19 protein-coding genes are annotated in these 18,295 nt (G+C 67.9%); all 19 read left to right on the forward strand.

The window, feature by feature from the left end; translation table 11 throughout:
• The first annotated feature begins 250 nt into the window (after positions 1 to 250).
• Positions 251 to 610, forward strand: coding sequence for a DUF952 domain-containing protein (locus FBZ87_RS12665; RefSeq protein WP_145610683.1), 360 nt, complete (start codon positions 251 to 253; stop codon positions 608 to 610).
• Positions 610 to 1,677, forward strand: a complete 1,068-nt coding sequence (locus FBZ87_RS12670) for a quinone-dependent dihydroorotate dehydrogenase (RefSeq protein WP_145610684.1) — start codon at positions 610 to 612, stop codon at positions 1,675 to 1,677. Before FBZ87_RS12665 ends, FBZ87_RS12670 begins: the two co-directional genes overlap by 1 nt.
• 81 nt (positions 1,678 to 1,758) lie before the next feature.
• Entirely contained in the window at positions 1,759 to 2,994 is a 1,236-nt protein-coding gene (locus FBZ87_RS12675) for an EAL domain-containing protein (protein WP_145610685.1), read from the forward strand.
• An 18-nt stretch (positions 2,995 to 3,012) separates the two neighbouring features.
• Positions 3,013 to 3,900: a TIGR01459 family HAD-type hydrolase gene (locus FBZ87_RS12680; RefSeq protein ID WP_145610686.1), complete on the forward strand. Its 888-nt coding sequence runs from the start codon at positions 3,013 to 3,015 to the stop codon at positions 3,898 to 3,900.
• A gap of 172 nt (positions 3,901 to 4,072) precedes the next feature.
• Positions 4,073 to 5,218, forward strand: a complete 1,146-nt coding sequence (locus FBZ87_RS12685; RefSeq protein WP_145610687.1) for a DUF2807 domain-containing protein — start codon at positions 4,073 to 4,075, stop codon at positions 5,216 to 5,218.
• Positions 5,219 to 5,364: 146 nt separating this feature from the next.
• On the forward strand, positions 5,365 to 7,122 hold the full coding sequence (locus tag FBZ87_RS12690; protein WP_145610688.1) for a sensor histidine kinase: 1,758 nt from the start codon (positions 5,365 to 5,367) through the stop codon (positions 7,120 to 7,122).
• 50 nt (positions 7,123 to 7,172) lie between these two features.
• Positions 7,173 to 7,448 carry a hypothetical protein gene (locus tag FBZ87_RS12695; protein WP_145610689.1) on the forward strand — a complete coding sequence of 92 codons (276 nt, stop codon included), beginning with the start codon at positions 7,173 to 7,175 and terminating at the stop codon, positions 7,446 to 7,448.
• Positions 7,449 to 7,543: 95 nt separating this feature from the next.
• Positions 7,544 to 9,433: an ABCB family ABC transporter ATP-binding protein/permease gene (locus FBZ87_RS12700; RefSeq protein WP_145610690.1), complete on the forward strand. Its 1,890-nt coding sequence runs from the start codon at positions 7,544 to 7,546 to the stop codon at positions 9,431 to 9,433.
• 48 nt (positions 9,434 to 9,481) lie between these two features.
• Positions 9,482 to 9,772 carry a CopG family ribbon-helix-helix protein gene (locus FBZ87_RS12705; protein WP_145610691.1) on the forward strand — a complete coding sequence of 97 codons (291 nt, stop codon included), beginning with the start codon at positions 9,482 to 9,484 and terminating at the stop codon, positions 9,770 to 9,772.
• Entirely contained in the window at positions 9,769 to 10,050 is a 282-nt protein-coding gene (locus FBZ87_RS30220) for a type II toxin-antitoxin system RelE/ParE family toxin (RefSeq protein ID WP_145610692.1), read from the forward strand. Before FBZ87_RS12705 ends, FBZ87_RS30220 begins: the two co-directional genes overlap by 4 nt.
• Before the next feature lie 96 nt (positions 10,051 to 10,146).
• Positions 10,147 to 11,160: a methylmalonyl Co-A mutase-associated GTPase MeaB gene (meaB, locus tag FBZ87_RS12715; RefSeq protein ID WP_145610693.1), complete on the forward strand. Its 1,014-nt coding sequence runs from the start codon at positions 10,147 to 10,149 to the stop codon at positions 11,158 to 11,160.
• A gap of 2 nt (positions 11,161 to 11,162) precedes the next feature.
• Positions 11,163 to 11,654, forward strand: coding sequence for a DUF6265 family protein (locus FBZ87_RS12720; RefSeq protein ID WP_145610694.1), 492 nt, complete (start codon positions 11,163 to 11,165; stop codon positions 11,652 to 11,654).
• Between the two features lie 259 nt (positions 11,655 to 11,913).
• Positions 11,914 to 12,210, forward strand: a complete 297-nt coding sequence (gene rpmB, locus FBZ87_RS12725) for a 50S ribosomal protein L28 (RefSeq protein ID WP_145610695.1) — start codon at positions 11,914 to 11,916, stop codon at positions 12,208 to 12,210.
• Between the two features lie 145 nt (positions 12,211 to 12,355).
• A complete protein-coding gene (locus tag FBZ87_RS12730) occupies positions 12,356 to 13,144 on the forward strand; it encodes a queuosine precursor transporter (RefSeq protein WP_145610696.1) in 789 nt (262 codons plus the stop codon).
• 56 nt (positions 13,145 to 13,200) lie between these two features.
• Positions 13,201 to 14,463 (forward strand): tRNA guanosine(34) transglycosylase Tgt, encoded by a 1,263-nt coding sequence (tgt, locus tag FBZ87_RS12735; RefSeq protein ID WP_145610697.1) that lies wholly within the window; start codon positions 13,201 to 13,203, stop codon positions 14,461 to 14,463.
• 106 nt (positions 14,464 to 14,569) lie between these two features.
• Positions 14,570 to 16,177, forward strand: a complete 1,608-nt coding sequence (locus tag FBZ87_RS12740; protein WP_145610698.1) for a lysine--tRNA ligase — start codon at positions 14,570 to 14,572, stop codon at positions 16,175 to 16,177.
• Positions 16,178 to 16,234: 57 nt separating this feature from the next.
• Complete coding sequence (locus tag FBZ87_RS12745) at positions 16,235 to 16,417, forward strand: hypothetical protein (RefSeq protein ID WP_145610699.1); 183 nt, start codon at positions 16,235 to 16,237, stop codon at positions 16,415 to 16,417.
• A gap of 97 nt (positions 16,418 to 16,514) precedes the next feature.
• On the forward strand, positions 16,515 to 17,525 hold the full coding sequence (gene ltaE / locus FBZ87_RS12750) for a low-specificity L-threonine aldolase (RefSeq protein ID WP_145610700.1): 1,011 nt from the start codon (positions 16,515 to 16,517) through the stop codon (positions 17,523 to 17,525).
• A gap of 93 nt (positions 17,526 to 17,618) precedes the next feature.
• Positions 17,619 to 18,278: a MarC family protein gene (locus FBZ87_RS12755; RefSeq protein ID WP_186454741.1), complete on the forward strand. Its 660-nt coding sequence runs from the start codon at positions 17,619 to 17,621 to the stop codon at positions 18,276 to 18,278.
• Positions 18,279 to 18,295 lie beyond the last annotated feature (17 nt).

The following is an 18,295-nucleotide window of genomic DNA, read 5'->3' on the forward strand; positions in this document are numbered from 1 at the left end:
GGAGGCGGTTCGACGCAAGACTGATGCCATCGCAGCCGTCGCCTATTTCCGACGGGTAGATCCGGCGCTGCCCTAAGGAACAGGCCGCTTTCCGTTTGCGTCCGGGTACCGGTCACAAAATTTCAACGTCGGCGCGTTGTCATTTTGCGACGAGACCTGCGGCATTCGTCTCAATTTGCGACTCCCACATTTTCCCATCCTGCTGCACAGCGAAATGCACTAGGGTCGGCGCCAAGATGGGGGCGACAGCATGAGCGATGTGATTTTCCATATGTGCCGCGCGGACGAATGGCTGGCGGCCCTGGCGGCCGGCGTCTATCCGGGATCCTCGCAGGACCAGGCGGATGGCTTCATCCATTTCTCCACCGCCAGCCAGGTGGTGGAAAGTGCCGCCAAGCACCGCGCCGGCCAAACCGGCCTGCTGATCCTGACGGTGGACACGGCCCCCTTGGGCGAGGCCCTGAAGTATGAGCCGTCACGCGGCGGACAGCTGTTTCCCCACCTGTATGGCGGCCTTCCGGTGAGCGCCGTCCTGCGCGCCGACCCGCTGCCGCTGGGCGATGATGGCCGCCATGAGTTCCCGCCGCATGTCCTTGAGGGAACGGTCTGATGAGCCTGGCCTATCGCCTCGCCCGTCCCATCCTGTTCGCCATGGATGCGGAGCGGGCGCACGACCTGACCATCAACCTGCTGAAGGTCGGCGCCCTGCCCCCCGCCCTGTTCGGTGCCGGCGGCCCGGATGACCCGGCGCTGAGCCAGACCGTGTTCGGCCTGACCTTCCCCAACCCGGTGGGCCTGGGCGCCGGCTTCGACAAGAACGCCCGGGTGCCGGACGCCATGCTGGCCCTGGGCTTCGGCTTGGTGGAAGCCGGCACCGTCACCCCCCGGCCGCAGCCCGGCAACCCCAAGCCCCGGCTGTTCCGCGCCGTGGAGGTCGAGGGCGTCATCAACCGCTTCGGCTTCAACAACGAGGGGCTGGAAACCTTCGCCCGGCGGCTGGAGGACCGGCGCGGCCTGGGCCGCACCGGGATCGTCGGCGCCAACGTCGGCAAGAACAAGGACACGGCGGACGCGGCGTCCGACTACATCATCGGCATCCGCCGCCTGGCGCCCCTGGCGGATTACCTGGTGGTCAACGTCTCCTCCCCCAACACGCCGGGCCTGCGCTCGCTGCAGGGGCGCCAGGCGCTGACCGACCTGCTGGCCGCCTGCCTGGCGGCGCGGGGAAGCCATCGCACGCCCCTGTTGCTGAAGGTGGCGCCGGACCTGACCGAGGATGACAAGGTAGACGTGGCGGAGGTGGCGCTGGCCAGCGGCATCGACGGCCTGATCGTGTCCAACACCACGCTGGATCGGCCGGACGGCCTGACCCCCGCCCACCGCGCAGAGGCCGGCGGCCTCAGCGGACAGCCGCTGTTCGACAAGTCGACCTCCGTGTTGCGCGATTTCTACCGCCTGACGGGCGGCAAGATTCCCCTGGTGGGCGTGGGTGGTATCGGGTCCGGTGCGCAGGCCTACGCCAAGATTCGCGCCGGGGCCAGCCTGGTGCAGGTCTATTCCGCCTTGGTCTACCAAGGCCCCGGCCTGGTCGCCGTCATCAAGCGCGACCTGGCCGACCTGCTGCGCCGCGACGGTTTCACCAACGTGGCCCAGGCGGTAGGGGCGGGTCACAAGTAACGTACAAGGTTCCAGCAACTGCCAGGCCCGCAAGCGCGGGCCCCGGAGTGTGTACCGAAGGGCGGAACGAAGGACCTGAACATGCACGTGCTACGTCACATCATCTTCGCCGCCTGCTATGTCGCCGTGGCGGTGGCCGTGGCCTTGGCCCTGCCGCTGGCCGGCGTGGGCGTCGATCGGTCCTATGGCCTGCTGCTGGGCCTGGTGGTTTTCGTCTTCGGCGGCCTGCTGCATGAGTTCTATGCCCGCATGGAGCAGGCGGAACGGATGGAGCACCGGCTGGACCGCCTGCTGGACCGCCAGCGCGACGTGCTGGCCGCCCTGGACCGGCTGATGCGGCCCGGCACCGAGGCCGGCGGCGCGGTCGCCGCCGTGGTCAGCGACGCCCGCATGCTGCGCACCCTGGCCGACCAGATGCCCGCGGGGCCCGCCACCGCCATCGAACCCGCCCCGCAGGCGCCGCCGCCCCAAGTCGCCCCGGCGGCGGCCCACGCCGCCCGCGCCACCAGCGTGCCCAGCCTGGGCTCCGCCTATGGTCCCCTGCCTGGCGAGGCGCCGGCGGCGGAGGACGACGGCCCGGTGATGAACGGCATTCGCGAGGCGCTGCGGTCGGACCGGGTGGACATCTTCCTGCAGCCCATCGTCAGCCTGCCGCAGCGTAAGCACCGCTTTTACGAGGTGTTCTCCCGCATCCGGCTGGAGGATGGCAGCTATCTCACGCCCGACCGCTATCTGGGCGTGGCGGCCCGCCACAACCTGATGGCACCCATCGACAACCTGCTGCTGTTCCGCTGCGTCCAGTTGCTGCGTGAGACGGAGAAGCGGCACCAGAACGTGGGCTTCTTCTGCAACATCTCCGCCGCCACGCTGAACGACGGCACCTTCATGCGGGAATTCGTCCAGTTCATGGGCCAGCATCCCAACCTGGTGCAGAAGATCATCTTCGAGCTCAGCCAGGCCGACCTGATGCAGGGCGACATCTTCGCCACCGGCTTCCTGGACGGGCTGCGCAGCCTGGGCTTCCGCTTTTCCATGGACCAAGTCGATCGCTTCGACGTCGACTGGGACCAGCTTGCAGCGCACGAAATCCGCTTCGTGAAGCTGGACGCTGCCCGCCTGCTGGACCCCGACGGCCGCTTCGCCAACCCGGACAAGGTGACGCTGCTGAAGCGCCAGCTGGACCGCAACAACATCGACCTGATCGTGGAAAAGATCGAAACCGACCAGCAGCTGCTGGACCTTTTGGATCTGTTCATCGACTTCGGCCAAGGCTACCTGTTCGGTGAGCCGCGTATGGCCCGCCGCCTGCCTTCCTGAGAGTAGATTGTTCCCCTCATGAGCCCTGCCATTCCCTTATTTACCGGCCTGTCGCAGCTGGCGGACCGCTACGACGGATTCGTCCTGGATTTGTGGGGGGTCGTGCATGACGGCATCGCCCCCTATCCCGGCGTGCCCGAATGCCTGAAGACGCTGCGCGCCCGAGGCAAGCGCGTCTGTCTGCTGTCCAACGCCCCCCGCCGCGTGGATGCCGCCGCCGCCCGGCTGACGGAGATGGGGCTGACCCCCGACCATTACGACGCGCTGCTGACCTCGGGCGAGGCGACGCACGACGCCCTGCGCGATCCGCCGGACGCCTGGCACCGGGCCCTGGGGCCCAAGCTGCTGCACATCGGCCCCGACCGCGACGCCGGCGTCTACCTGGATCTGGGGGGCCGCTTGAAGGTTGACCGGCCGGAGGAGGCCGACTTCGTCCTGAACACCGGCATCGTCGATTTCAGCGAATCGCTGGCGGATTACGAGCCCACCCTGGCCGCCTGCGCCGCGCTGAAGCTGCCCATGGTCTGCGCCAACCCGGACCTGGTGGTGCATGTCGGGCCGCAGCTGGTGATCTGTGCCGGGGAACTGGCGCGGCGGTATGAGGAGCTGGGTGGCGATGTGCGCCAGCACGGCAAGCCTTATCCCAGCGTCTACGCCCGTTGCTTCGACCTGCTGGGCGGCATGGCGCCGGACCGCATCCTGGCGGTGGGCGACAGCCTGCGCACCGACATGGCCGGCGCCAACGCCGCCGGCATCGACGGCCTGCTGATCGCCGGCGGCATCCACCGCGAGGAACTGGGCGTGGCCGATCCGCTGACCGACCTGCCCGATTTGGACCGGCTGGCGGAAATCGCGGCCCAGGCCGGCCTGCGCATCAGCGCCGTCATGAACCGCCTGGGTTGGTAAGGCGCGGGGGCGCGCACCTGCCCCGGAGGTAAACCGCCTGCGCGCCTCACCGCCCCTGGCGGTCGTGTAACAGGCGGGTTAAAAGTGTAACGGTTAGGCAAACACTGCGGACAGGCGGGACCAAGTGGCCAATAGTCGGGGGAATTCTACGATGTCGCGCAGGGTGCGCCCCATGGAAACCAGTGTCGCCTCCCCCCGTCCCCGCCTCACGCCCGGCATACCCGCCGGCGGCGTCATCGCCGCCCTGGTCGCTGTCGGCTCGCTGGGCTTCATGCTGCTGGGCAGCCATGGCCACGGCTCGTCGCATTCGGTCAAGGTGGTGAAGATGGATGGCGTCATTCCGCCCATTCCCCCCATCCCGCCGATTCCGCCGATAGCGCCTGCGTCCCCCGCGTCGCCCACCGCCCCCATCAGCCGGGCCGACGCCGACCAGATCCGCCGCGATGTGGAAGAGGCGATGCGCGGGCTGGACGTCGAGTCCATCAAGCAGGAGGCCAAGGCCGCGGCGATGGCCGCACGGGCCGCCGCCCGGGATGCCCGGGCCCTGAGCGACAGCACCCAGGAATTCCCGGCGCAGCAGGTGGTGAACCTGTCCAACCTGTCCGGCAACACCATCATCCGCCCGTCCAGCAGCGCCACCACCATCGGCATTTCCGCCAGCGGCGGGGCGGTGCGCGCGGCGGCGGAGGACGGCGCCCTGCAGGTGTCGGGCAGCGGACGGTCGACCGAGCTGACCATCACCGTGCCGGCCAAGACCAAGCTGGTGGCTGCCGGCCTGTCCGGCGAGCTGACCGTGGATGGCGAACTGGACGGCGACGTGGTGCTGGACCTGCGCAAGGCCCAGGTGTCGCTGAAAAAGGTTAAGTCGCTGCAGGCCAACATCGTCGAGAGCGCTGAGATCAGCGTGGACGAGGTGGCGGAGTCGCTGAAGTTCGTGATCGCCGGCCATGGCGACCTGCATGTGGGCCGCGCGTCGGAGGCCGAAGTGCGCGTCATGGGCCAGGCCGACCTGTCGCTGGGCACCATCGACAAGGCGCTGCGCCTGGCCGTCTATGGGAACGGCGACATCTCCGCCGACCGGGTGGATGGCGTCATCGAGGCCGTCATCAACGGCAAGGGCGACGTGCACATCAACGACGGCAATGCCAGCGCCCTGAAGGTGGCCGTCCTGGGGCAGGGCGACTTCACCTTCGACGGCACCGCCAAGGATCCCAACCTGTTCATGGGCGGCAGCGGCACCATCACGGTGGCCAAGCACACCGGCACGCCGCGCATCGGCAAGTCGGGCAGCGGCGAGGTCGTGCTGGGCGGCGAATAAGCGCCCCTCTTCCCTATCCTGGCCTTCCGCTGATTGCGCCGGACCGTTGCCCGTGCCTACAGTATGTCCATTGGTAAAACCCAGCCGGCCAAGCACCTGACCTTTCGGGGCAGCGGCCCGCGCCGGTAAAAAGGACGGGACCCAGGGTGCGGTTGGGGGCGGCAACACGGATTTGCCTGGGCTACGCCTTGCTGGGCGGGTCGTGGGTCCTGGGTTCCGACATCGCGCTGGACATGATGCTGGGTCCTGTCCACGCGGCATGGGTGGGGCCGGTCAAGGGCGTGGGATTCGTCGTGGTCACGGCGCTGTTGCTGCACCGCGTGTTGGTGCGGGCCCTGGCCGCTGACGCGCGCAAGACCCGGGAGCTGGCCCTCAGCCAGGCACGCTACAACGCGTTGGCCGACATGGCGCCCGTGGGCATTTTCCATGTCGATTCGACGGGCCAGATCACCTACCGCAATCCGCGCCTGCGCGAGATCACCGGCATGCCGGCGGAGTTGGAGCCGGGCGGTAGCTGGGAATGGTGGCTGATCCATCCCGAGGATCACAAGCGCGCACAATCCCGCTGGCTGGCGGCCACCCAGCAGGGGGAACGCTATGCCGAGGAGTTCCGCATCTGCCGCCCCGACGGCCGCATCGTGTGGGTGCTGTGCGAGGCCTTGCCCGTGACGGCGCGCGAGGGCGAGCGTCTGGGCTATGTCGGCATGGCCATCGATCTGACGGCCCAGCATCAGGCAGCCGAGACCATGCGCCAGGAAAAGGAACGGTACGAGCTGGCGACCGGCGGCTCCGCCGTCGGCATCTGGGACTGGCATCTGGGCGACGGCAGTCTGCACTTGTCCGGCCAAGCCCAGACCCTGCTGCGCCTGCCGGCGGGCAGCCAGGGCCCCCGCCGCGTGCTGGGCATGATCCCCAAGGCGGAGCGGGCGCGGGCCTTTTCCCACGTGCGCAACCACCTGCGCCTGCGCCAGCCCTTCGACCTGGAACTGCCCATGGTCTGCGCCGACGGGGTCACCCGCTGGTTCCACGTGCGCGGCCAGGGCGTCTGGCCGGCGACGGACACCGGGGACGCGCCCCCTCGACCGGCCCGCCTGCTGGGCTCGCTCATGGACATTACCGTGCGCAAGGAGACGGATGGCCAGTTGGCCCGCGCCCGCCACGACGCCGAAATGGCCAGCCGCAGCAAGAGCGCCTTCCTGGCCAGCATGAGCCACGAGTTGCGCACGCCGCTGAACGCCATCATCGGCTTCAGCGAATTGATCACCCAACAGACCTACGGCCCGGTGGGAGACGCGCGCTACGCCGACTATGCCGAGGACATCCGTGTCAGCGGCCTGCATCTGCTGGAGCTGGTGAACGACATCCTGGACGTGGCACGCATGGAGGCGGGCCGGTTCGAGCTGGAGGACAAGGTGGTGGACATCGCGGCCGAGGTCGCGGTGGCGGTGCGCCAGATCCAGGCCGGCAACCTGCAGCGCAAGATCGAGATCACCGTGGTCGGCGCCGCCGGCCTGCACGCCATGCTGGACCCCACGGCCCTGCGCCAGGTGCTGTTGAATCTGCTGGGCAACGCCGTGAAGTTCACGCCCGACGGCGGCCGGGTGACGGTGTCGGCCGACATCCGGCGCGAGGGGCTGGCCCTGTCGGTCATCGACACAGGCCCCGGCATCTCCCGCTACGTGCTGGAGAACCTGGGCACTCAGCCCTTCCTGCAGGCGGAGCCCTCGCTGCGCCGGCGCCACGGCGGCAGCGGCCTGGGCCTGTTCATCGTCCGCCGCCTGATGGACCTGCACGGCGGCACCCTGATGGTGGAATGCCCGCCCGGCGGCGGCACCCACGTCACCGTCATTTTCCCGCCCGACCGCCAGGTGCCGCCCGGCCCGGCGCTGGCGATGTTGCCGTGACCGGGGCATGATGGGGCCGTTCCGGTCCCCGTATCCCGAGGGCGCCCCCCATGTCCCCGTTCAAACGGCCGTCCAAGCCGTTGTCGACCAAATCCAAAGGTGCTGCCCCCACCTCGGCGCCCACTTCGGCTGGGACGGCCGAGGTGCCGTCCACCCTGGACGACGTCCTGGCCGCCGGCGCCCGGGACGGCCTGCGCCGCGACCGGGGTTACGCCCGCTTCCGCGCCCAGGCGGACAAGGCGGCGGCCGCCGCCGACAAGGGCGACGACCGCGCCTACCGCCTGCTGGCCGAAGCCATCCGCCAATTGCTGAACGACAGGCGCTGACAGGTGACGGCCGTCGCTGCGCCACGGCCGGACCGCCCGCAATCACATAGCCGCCCCGCCCTACCCCATCCGCCCCGCCGCCCCATCTAGTGCTGATGACCCAGACCGCCATCCCCACCCATCCGTCACCCGCCGCGCCGGAACCCCGGCCCACCCGTCCGCAGATGGGGGAGGGCAAGGCGTTGGCCATGCTGCTGCCCTATGTCTGGCCCAAGGGCGAGTGGGGCACGCGGGGGCGGGTCATCCTCTCCATGCTGCTGTTGCTGGGTGCCAAGGCGGCCAGCGTCACCATCCCCGTCTTCTATAAGCATGCGGTGGACCAGCTGGGCGAGGGCATCAAGGCCAACGCCGCCGTGGTGCCGGTGCTGGCCATCCTGTCCTATGGCCTGGCGCGCGTGCTGTCGCTGGCCTTCGGCGAACTGCGCGACAGCGTGTTCGAGCGGGTGGCCCAGCGCGCCATGCGCAAGGCGGCGCTGAGCGTCTTCCGCCACCTGCACGGCCTGTCGCTGCGCTTTCATCTGGAACGGCAGACCGGCGGCCTATCCCGCTCTATCGAGCGGGGTACCAAGGCCATCGAGACCCTGCTGTCCACGGCCCTGTTCAACATCCTGCCCACGGTGCTGGAGATCCTGCTGGTCACCGGCATCCTGTGGCGCCTGTTCAACATCTGGTTCGCCCTGGTCACCTTCGTGGCCGTGGGCGGCTACATCGCCTTCACCGTCGTCATCAGCAACTGGCGCACCCGCATCCGCCGCCAGATGGTGGAAAGCGACACCAAGGCCAGCGCCCGCGCCATCGATACCCTGCTGAACTATGAGACGGTGAAGTACTTCGGCAATGAGGAGCACGAGGCCCAGCGTTATGACCGCGCGCTGAAGGTCTATGAGCAGGCGGCGGTGCGCACCCAGACCTCGCTGTCCATCCTGAACGTGGGCCAGAGCTTCATCATCGCCGTGGGCCTGGTGATCGTCATGTGGATGGCGGCCAGCGGTATCGAGGCCGGTACCCTGACCCTGGGCGATTTCGTCCTGGTGAACACCTATATGCTGCAGCTGTACCAGCCGCTGAACATCTTCGGCTTCGTCTATCGCGGGGTGAAGGAAGCCCTGATCGACATGGAGAAGATGTTCGTGCTGCTGGCCGTGGACCGCGAGGTGGCCGACGCGCCGGGGGCCAAGCCCCTGGCCATCGGCGGCGGGGAGGTGCGGTTCGAGGACGTGTCCTTCGGCTATGATCCGCGCCGGCCCATCCTGAAGGGCATCAGCTTCACCGTGCCCGCCGGCCGCACCGTGGCCATCGTCGGGCCCAGCGGCGCCGGCAAGTCCACCCTGTCGCGGCTGTTGTTCCGCTTCTACGACGCCAACGGCGGCCGCATCCTGATCGACGGGCAGGACATCAGCCAGATCACCCAGGCCAGCCTACGCGCCGCCATCGGCATCGTTCCGCAAGACACGGTGCTGTTCAACGACACCATCCGCTACAACGTCGCCTATGGCCGCACTGAGGCGACGCAAAGCCAGGTGGAGCATGCGGCGGCGCTGGCCCACATCGACGGTTTTATCGCGGGATTGCCCGACGGCTGGGACACCACGGTGGGCGAGCGCGGCCTGAAGCTGTCCGGCGGCGAGAAGCAGCGCGTGGCCATCGCCCGCACCATCCTGAAGAACCCGCCCATCCTGATGTTCGACGAGGCCACCAGCGCCCTGGACACCCATACCGAGCGGGAAATCCAGCGCAACCTGCGCGAAGTGAGCCGCGGGCGCACCACCCTGGTCATCGCCCATCGCCTGTCCACCGTGGTGGACGCCGACGAGATCATCGTGCTGGAGGAAGGCCGCGTGCGGGAGCGCGGCCGCCACGCCGACCTGCTGGCCCTGGGCGGCGCCTATGCCGACCTGTGGGCGCGGCAGCAAACGGCGGATCCGGTGAAGGAGGGGGGTGTGGCTGCACCACATACCGTCTCAACTGAGACCGTTCCAGGGTGATGGGCGCGTGCTACACTGCACATACCGTGTAACACATGAGGCGGTCCCATGACCGAGACGACCTTCACCTTCAGGGTGGATGAGACGCTGAAAACCGCCTTCGCCGAGGCGGCCAAGTCCCATGACCGTACGGGCGCCCAGCTGTTGCGCGACTACATGCGTGATTTTGTGCGACAGCGGCAGGAGGCCGCCGATTACGATGCTTGGTTCCGGGCCGAAGTCCAGGCCGGGATCGATGAAGCCAATGCCGGTGACACGGTATCAGCGGAAGAAGTGGAGGCGGAAGCGGAAGCGTGGCGGGCAGAAGCACGACGCAAATTGGCCGGCTTCGCCTCGTGAGGCTGGTTTGGACGCGTTCCGCGACCATCAATCGCAATCGCATTCGAGAGTATATTGCCCAAGAGGACTTGGTCGCAGCTTTAGCTTTGGATGAGCTTTTCTCTAAACGGGCCGTTCTCCTGGTAAAGCATTATGGGGTGGGGCGGCCAGGCCGCGTCGCCGGAACGCGTGAGCTGGTCATCCACCCCAATTACATCATGATCTATGAGGTGATTGGCGGCACCGTGCGGATACTCCGCCTGCTGCATGCTGCCCGCCAATGGCCACCTAGGCGATAGCCCCCAACTCGCAGCTTTTTGACATCGGCAATCGCCCGGACCAAAGTTCTGGGGTATGGACCGTCGAAGGACCCTTTGCCTGAGGCCGGCTGCGTCATGATCGCCGATACTCCCCTGCACCCCGAGTCGCCTGCTGATCCGACTGGCTTGGCGGAACCGCTGCTGGCGGGGGACCGGCGGGCCCTGGCGCGGGCCATCACCCTGATCGAATCGACCCGCGCCGACCATCGCGCCCAGGCCGACGCCCTGCTGGCCCGGCTGCTGCCCCATGCCGGACGGTCGGTGCGGGTGGGCATCACCGGCGTGCCGGGCGTGGGCAAGTCCACCTTCATCGAGGCCTTCGGCCTGCACGTCATCGGTCGGGGCCACAAGGTGGCGGTGCTGGCCATCGACCCGTCCAGCCAGCGCACCGGCGGCTCCATCCTGGGCGACAAGACCCGCATGGAGCGGCTGTCGCGCGATCCGGCGGCCTTCATCCGCCCCTCACCCGCCGGCAGCACCCTGGGCGGCGTCGCCCGGCGCACGCGCGAGGCCATGCTGCTGTGTGAGGCCGCCGGCTTTGACGTCATCGTGGTGGAGACGGTGGGGGTAGGCCAATCGGAAACGGCGGTGGCCGACATGGTCGACCTGTTCCTGCTGCTGCTGCTGCCGGCCGGCGGCGATGAGTTGCAGGGCTTGAAGAAGGGCATCGTGGAACTGGCCGACCTGGTGGTGGTGAACAAGGCGGACGGCGACCTGGTGGCCCAGGCCCGTCATGCGGTGGCCGAGTACCGCCATGCCCTGGCGTTGCTGCGGCCAGCCACGCCGGACTGGACCGTGCCGGTGCTGAGCTGTTCCGCCATCACCGGAACGGGCGTGGACGGAGTGTGGGACACCATAGGGCGGTTCCGCGACGCGCAGGCCGCCAGCGGTCGGCTGGAGGGGCGCCGGGCGGATCAGGCACGCGCCTGGATGTGGAACGAGATCCGTGAAAACCTGCTGTCGGCCTTCACCCATGACCCGGCCGTGCGCGACCAGCTGCGGGACGCCGAATCGGCGGTGACGGCCGGAACCCGGACGCCCGCCATGGCCGCCCGCAGCCTGCTTGCCCAATTCCGCCGTGAGGAATGAGTATGCGCCGCCCCGCCATCGCCCTGCTGTCCCTATTGGTGTCCACCCCCGCCTGGGCGGAGGATTGCAGCCTGGAAGGCCTGCATTGGCTGCAGGGCGCCTGGGGCAACACCGCCGTTGACACGGCGGGGGAGGAGCGCTGGGTGCTGCTGCCCGGCGGCGCCTTGGCCGGCAGCGCGTGGGAGACGGCCAAGGACGGCACGCCCCATTTCGTGGAAGCGCTGAGCCTGTCGCTGACCGATGGCAAGGTGACGCTGCGCATGCGCCACTTCGACGGCACGCTGGCCCGGGCGTGGGAGGACAAGATGACACCGGTCACCTTCACCGCCACCCGGTGCGGCCCCGGCGACGTGGTGTTCGAGGGCGTGGGCGGCCACGCTGGCGAGCGCATCACCTATGCCCGCACCAAGGACAGGCTGAGCTTCGTCGGTGAGTTCATCCACAAGGGCAAGCCGCACCGCGTCGATCTGGAGATGTCCCGGACGGGAGATTGAGTCCAGCGAATAACCCCAAGAAAAAGCGGCCGAGCATTGACTCCCGCATGCCGACTGGTCATCAGTGGCGCCCATGGTCGCCGGCCCCTGTTCTACGCCTGATTCTCCATCAGGCCATGGCAGGGATGCCGACGACTGGCCCCTGAATTCTCCAGGGGCGCCCTTGACTCTCCGCCGCCCCTTCGGTTATATCGCCGCTTCCCTCCGGAGCGGTGTGCGCCCGGGGTTGTCATTCTAGTTATTCCGTGAAGGTGCTCCAATGGCCCGCAAGTGCGATGTGACCGGCAAAGGTCTGCAGTTCGGCAACAACGTTAGCCATGCCAACAACAAGACCCGCCGGCGTTTCCTGCCCAACCTCCAGGAGACCTCGCTGCTGAGCGACGCGCTGGGCACCATGGTCCGTCTGCGCCTGTCCACCAAGGGCATCCGCACGATCGAGCACAAGGGCGGCCTGGACAGCGCCCTGCTGGACATGAAGGACAGCGAGCTGTCGCTGGATGCGCGCCGCGTGAAGCGCCGCATCGCCAAGGTCCTGGCCGCCAAGGCCGCCGCCTAAGCATCGCACGCCTTCCGGGAATGGGGCGGCTCCATGGGTGCCGCCCCGATCCTTGTGAGGGAATGCGGTTAGACGGGTCCGCCCGCGGCCTATCAGCATTCCCTGCGTGACGATCGCCTTGCCTGCGGGCTGGGGCCTCACATCCATGACGCTCTCGCCCGCCGCTCTCGTCGATTTCCTGAACGGCCTGCCGCCAGCCGCACTGCTGGTGGGCCAGATGCTGTTCTGTTTCAGCGCCATCCTGGCGCTCGCCCGGCTGTTCGGACAGTCCGGCCTCTACATCTACATCATCGTCGCCATCATCGGCGCCAACGTCGAGGTGTTGAAGGCGGTTCAATTCCCCTTCTATGAACACCCCGTGGCCATGGGCACGATCCTGTTCAGCTCCACCTATCTCGCCACCGACATCCTGACCGAGCATTACGGTCGGAATGCTGCGCGGCGCGGCATCTATCTCAGCTTCGCGGGCTATTTGCTGTTCACGCTGATGATGCTGATCACCCTGGGTTTCCGCCCCATGACGGCGGAACAGGCGGGCGATGACATGGCCTGGGCGCTGTCGACGCAAGACCATCTGGCCGCATTGTTCCTGCCGGCCCCGGCGCTGTTCCTGTCCGGCATGGCCTCATACCTGGCCAGCCAGCTGTGCGACGTCTGGATCTATCAGAAGATCCGGGGCGCCACGGGGCAGCGGCACCTGTGGCTGCGCAACAACGGTTCCACCATGGTATCGGCGCTGATCGACAACACCGTCTTCAGCCTGCTGGCCTGGCGCGTCTTCGCCGAGACGCCGGTGGACTGGCACGCGCTGGTGTTCACCTACATCCTGGGCACCTATCTGATGCGGGTGGCCGCCAGCCTGCTGGACACGCCGTTCATGTACCTGTCGCGCCGCGCGCTGAAACCGCACCTGCCAGCCAAGGCGACCGCCTGACCGGCCCTACATCCCTTTTGTTTCCCCTCATCCCTTTTGTTTCAGAGTCCGTCCCCATGTCCGACCTGCCGACCTCATACCCCGGGTTCTCGTTCGAGATCACCCACAAGGCCCCCGACAGCCGGGCGCGCCTGGGCCGGCTGACGACGCCGCACGGCACCATCTCCACCCCAAACTTCATCTTCTGCGGCACCAAGGCGTCCATCAAAGGTGTCACGCCGCAGCAGATGCGGGCGGAGAAGACAGACATCATCCTGTCCAACACCTATCACCTGATGATCCAGCCCGGTGCGGACATCGTCGCCAAGATGGGCGGCCTGCACCGCTTCATGGGCTGGGACGGCCCCATGCTGACCGATTCGGGTGGCTTCCAGATTTTCTCCATGGGCCACGGCTCGGTGGCGGACGAGATCAAGGGCCGCCGCACCCAGACGCGCGACACCACCCTGCTGAAGATCAGCGAGAAGGGCGCCACCTTCCGCAGCTACATGAACGGCGAGAAGCTGTTCCTGTCGCCTGAGCTGTCCATCGACATCCAGCGCAAGCTGGGCGCCGACCTGATCGTGCAGTTCGACGAATGCACGCCCTTCCATGTCGACCGCGCCTATACCGCCAAGTCCATGGCGCTGAGCCACCGCTGGGGCGATCGGTCCTTGAAGGAATTCGCCAAGGGCGGGGGCATGAGCTACAACGGCCTGCCCCAGGCCCTGTACGGCATCATCCAGGGCGGGGTGTATGAGGACCTGCGCAAGGAAAGCGCGACATACACCAAGGACCGCCCCTTCTTCGGCACCGCCGTGGGCGGCAGCCTGGGCGCCAACACCGCGCAGATGGATGAGGTGGTGGCCATGACCATGCCCCACACCCATCCCGACCGGCCGGTGCATCTGCTGGGCATCGGTGGCATCCGCGACATCTTCGCCGGCGTGGTCCAGGGCATCGACACCTTCGACTGCGTCAGCCCCACCCGCATCGCCCGTCACGGCTGGGCCCTGGCGCCCAAGGCGAAGGGAGAGCGGCTGAACATGCGCAATTCCCGCTTCCGCGAGGATCCGCTGCCCATCGATCCGGCCTGCGACTGCTACGCCTGCAGCAATTTCAGCCGCGCCTACATCCACCACCTGCTGAAGGCGGGTGAGTTGCTGGCCATGCAGCTGCTGTCCATCCACAACGTCGCCACCATGAACCGCCTGCTGCGCGACGTGCGCGAGGCCATCGCCACCGGCACCCTGCCCGAGGCGCGCCAGCGCTGGGTGTACGATCCCCAGGAGCAAGAAAATGGCGAGGGGGAACCGGCAGCGCAGGGCGGGGCCGCCTAGACCCCGGATTGACCGTATTCCTGGCAGCGCCTAGGGTGCCGAGCCCGACTCGGCACTGGTGTGGAGCCGGGCGTTTTCCACATCCGAATTGACGTGAGTGACCGCGATGGCGACGGAACAGGAACTGGCACGCGAGGCGAAGGCTTGGCCGTTTGAGGAGGCGCGCAAGCTGGTCGCGCGCTACGGCGACAAGGCCCCGCCCAAAGGCTACGTCCTGTTCGAGACCGGCTACGGCCCCTCGGGCTTGCCCCACATCGGCACCTTCGGCGAGGTGGCCCGCACCACCATGGTGCGCCAGGCCTTCCAGCGGCTGGCGCCGGGCGTGCCCACCCGCCTGTTCGCCTTCTCCGACGACATGGATGGCCTGCGCAAGGTCCCGGACAACATCCCCAACCGGGAGATGGTGGCTGAGCATTTGGGCAAGCCGCTGACCAAGGTGCCGGATCCCTTCGGCACGCATGAGAGCTTCGGCCACCACAACAACGCCCGCCTGCGCGCCTTCCTGGACAGCTACGGCTTCGAGTACGAATTCCAGAGCAGCACCGACTGGTACACCTCGGGCCGCTTCGATCACGCCCTGCTGGCCGTGCTGCGCCACTATGACGAGATCATGGGCGTGATGCTGCCGACCCTGGGCGAGGAACGCCGGGCGACCTACAGCCCCTTCCTGCCCATCAGCCCCAGCACCGGCCGCGTGCTGCAGGTGCCGATGCTGGAGATCAACCCGGATGCCGGCACCGTGGTGTTCGAGGATGAGGACGGCAAGAAGGTCGAGACCCCCGTCACCGGCGGCCATGTGAAGCTGCAGTGGAAGCCCGACTGGGGCATGCGCTGGTTCGCGCTGGGCGTCGATTATGAGATGGCGGGCAAGGACCTGATCCCCTCCGTCGAGCTGGCCAGCAAGATCTGCCGCATCCTGGGCGCCCAGCCGCCCGAGGGCTTCAATTACGAGCTGTTCCTGGACGACAAGGGCCAGAAGATCAGCAAGTCCAAGGGCAATGGCCTGACGATGGAGGAGTGGCTGCGCTACGCCCCGCCGGAAAGCCTGGCCCTCTACATGTTCCAGAAGCCGCGGGCCGCCAAGAAGCTGTTCTTCGACGTCATCCCGCGCGCCGTCGACGACTATCTGACCTTCGTCGAAAAGCTGAAGAGCGAGGAGCCGGCCAAGGCACTGGAGAACCCGGCTTGGCACATCCACAACGGCCAGGTGCCGGCGTGGGCCACCGCTGCGGACCAGCTGAAGACCAACCTGTCCTTCGGCATCCTGTTGAATCTGGCGGGTGCCGCGAACGCCGAGAACGCGGACGTGATGTGGGGCTTCATCAGCCGCTACGCCCCGGCCGCCACCCCCGCCAACAGCCCCTTCCTGGACCGGCTGGTGGGCTACGCCGTCGCCTATTACCAGGACCGCGTGAAGCCCACCAAGGTCTACCGCGCCCCCACCGATGTGGAGCGGGCGGCCCTGGAGGAACTGCGGGCGGCCCTGGCCCGGTGGCCGGCCGATGATCTCACCAATGCCGAGTCCCTGCAGAACGAGGTCTATGAGATCGGCAAGCGCCATCCCTTCCCCGAGCTGCGCGCCTGGTTCCTGACCCTGTACGAGGTGCTGCTGGGCCAGAGCACCGGCCCCCGCATGGGCAGCTTCATCGCCCTCTACGGTGTCGCCGAGACCAAGGCCCTGATCGACCAGGCTCTGGGCGACGGCATCAAGTAAGCAGCTTGTCACGGGCGGGAATGGACAAAAGCCGTTCCCGCCCGCCTATAATTCGGCATGACCCAGCGCATCGACACGCAAGATGCTCCCGCCCCGTCGGAGCAGTCGGAACTGGAAGCGCTCCGTGCCGCCATCAAGCTTGGTGCGGATGAGGCGGATGCCGGCCTCTTTTCTACCCGCAACGTGGAAGAGATTATTGCCGAGGGCATCGCCCGGGCCCGCCGACGCGATAACGGCTGACGGCCATTTGACGCGCCGCCTCTCCGATCCCGTCTCCGTCCTTCTGTGGTAAAGATCGCCGCGCCGTTGGCTGACTTCGCCTGAAAGGACCTTTCCCATGATCCGCTACGATTTCCGCAGCGACACCGTCACCCGTCCCTCGCCCGCCATGCGGCAGGCCATGGCGGATGCCGAGGTGGGCGACGACGTGTTCGGCGACGATCCGACGGTGAAGCGGCTGGAGGAGACGGCGGCGGCGATGCTGGGCAAGGCGGCGGGCCTGTACCTGCCGTCGGGCACCCAGTCCAACCTGGCGGCGCTGATGGCCCATTGCGGCCGGGGCGATGAGTACATCGTGGGCCAGATGGCCCATTGCTATCGCTGGGAAGCGGGCGGGGCTGCGGTGCTGGGCAGCATCCAGCCCCAGCCCATCGCCCACCAGGCCGACGGCACCCTGGCCCTGGCCGACATCCAGGCCGCCATCAAGCCGGACGACCCGCACTTCGCCCGCACCCGATTGCTGGCGCTGGAGAACACGCTGGGCGGCCGCGCCCTGCCGCTGTCCTACATGAAGGACGCCGTCGCCCTGGCCCGCCGCCACGGCTTGGCCGCCCACCTGGATGGTGCCCGCGTGTTCAACGCCGCCACGGCCCTGGGCGTGCCGGCGGCCGAGGTGGCGGCCGGCTTCGACACCGTATCCGTCTGCCTGTCCAAGGGCCTGGGTGCGCCGGTGGGCAGCGTGCTGGTGGGCGAGGACGACCTCATCACGCGCGCCCGGCGCATCCGTAAGATGCTGGGCGGCGGCCTGCGCCAGGTGGGCATCCTGGCCGCCGCCGGCCTCTATGCCCTGGAGCACAACGTCGGCCGGCTGGCCGATGACCACGCCAACGCCCGCCGCCTGGCCGGGGGTCTCTCGGCCTTCCCCGCCCTGACTGTCACCCCGCCCGACACCAACATCCTGTTCGTGGCCGTGGCGGCCGACGTGGCCGACGCCTTCAATGCCCACCTGAAGGCCCACGGCGTCGCCGTCACCAGCACCTACGGCATGCAGCGCTGGGTGACCCACCTGGACGTGGATGGTGCCGCCGTGGACGCGGCGCTGGAGACCGTGGCGGCGTTTTTCCGTTGAGGAACCGCACGCTGAGCGGTTGAAGCGCCGCCACCGCCAACGCTACTCTGCCCCCAAGCCGCGACTGGGCGCGGGCATGGTGCGGGGGTGGCCTTGGATTTATCATCGTTCGTGGCGTCGTGGCAGGAATACAGCAAGTTCGTCATCGCGCTGTTCGCCATTCTGACCCCTTTCGCCGCCATCCCCATCTTCCTGGGATTGACCGAGGGCCGCAGCCAGCGGGAGCGTAACCTGATCGCCCAGCAGGCGGTGCTGACCGTGGCCACCGTCCTGATCGTCTCGGCCCTGGTGGGCGACCTGGTGTTGCGCCTGCTGGGCACCAGCCTGGACAGCTTCCGCGTGGGCGGCGGCCTGGTGCTGCTGCTCATCGCCCTGTCCATGCTGAACGCCAACGTTTCCGCCATGAAGCAGACGGAGGGTGAGGCCAGCGAGGCGGAGGGACGCAGCGCCATCGGCGTGGTGCCCTTGGGCCTGCCCCTGCTGGCCGGCCCCGGCGCCATCACCGCCGTCATCATCCAGATGCAGAAGGGCCACGGCCCCATCCACGGGGGCCTGATCATCGGCTGCATCGTCTTTGTCTGCCTGTTGCTGTGGGGGTCCCTGCGTCTGGCCGGCCCCATTGGCAACCGCCTGGGCCAGATCGGCCTGAACATCATGAGCCGCCTGTTCGGCCTGCTGCTGGCCTCGGTCGCGGTGGAAACCATCGCCACCGGCCTACGCAACCTGTTTCCCGGCCTGGCCGGCGGCGGCTGACTTCCCCTCATCGCCGC

This window comes from Nitrospirillum amazonense (genome assembly GCF_007828035.1).
Classification (GTDB): domain Bacteria; phylum Pseudomonadota; class Alphaproteobacteria; order Azospirillales; family Azospirillaceae; genus Nitrospirillum; species Nitrospirillum amazonense.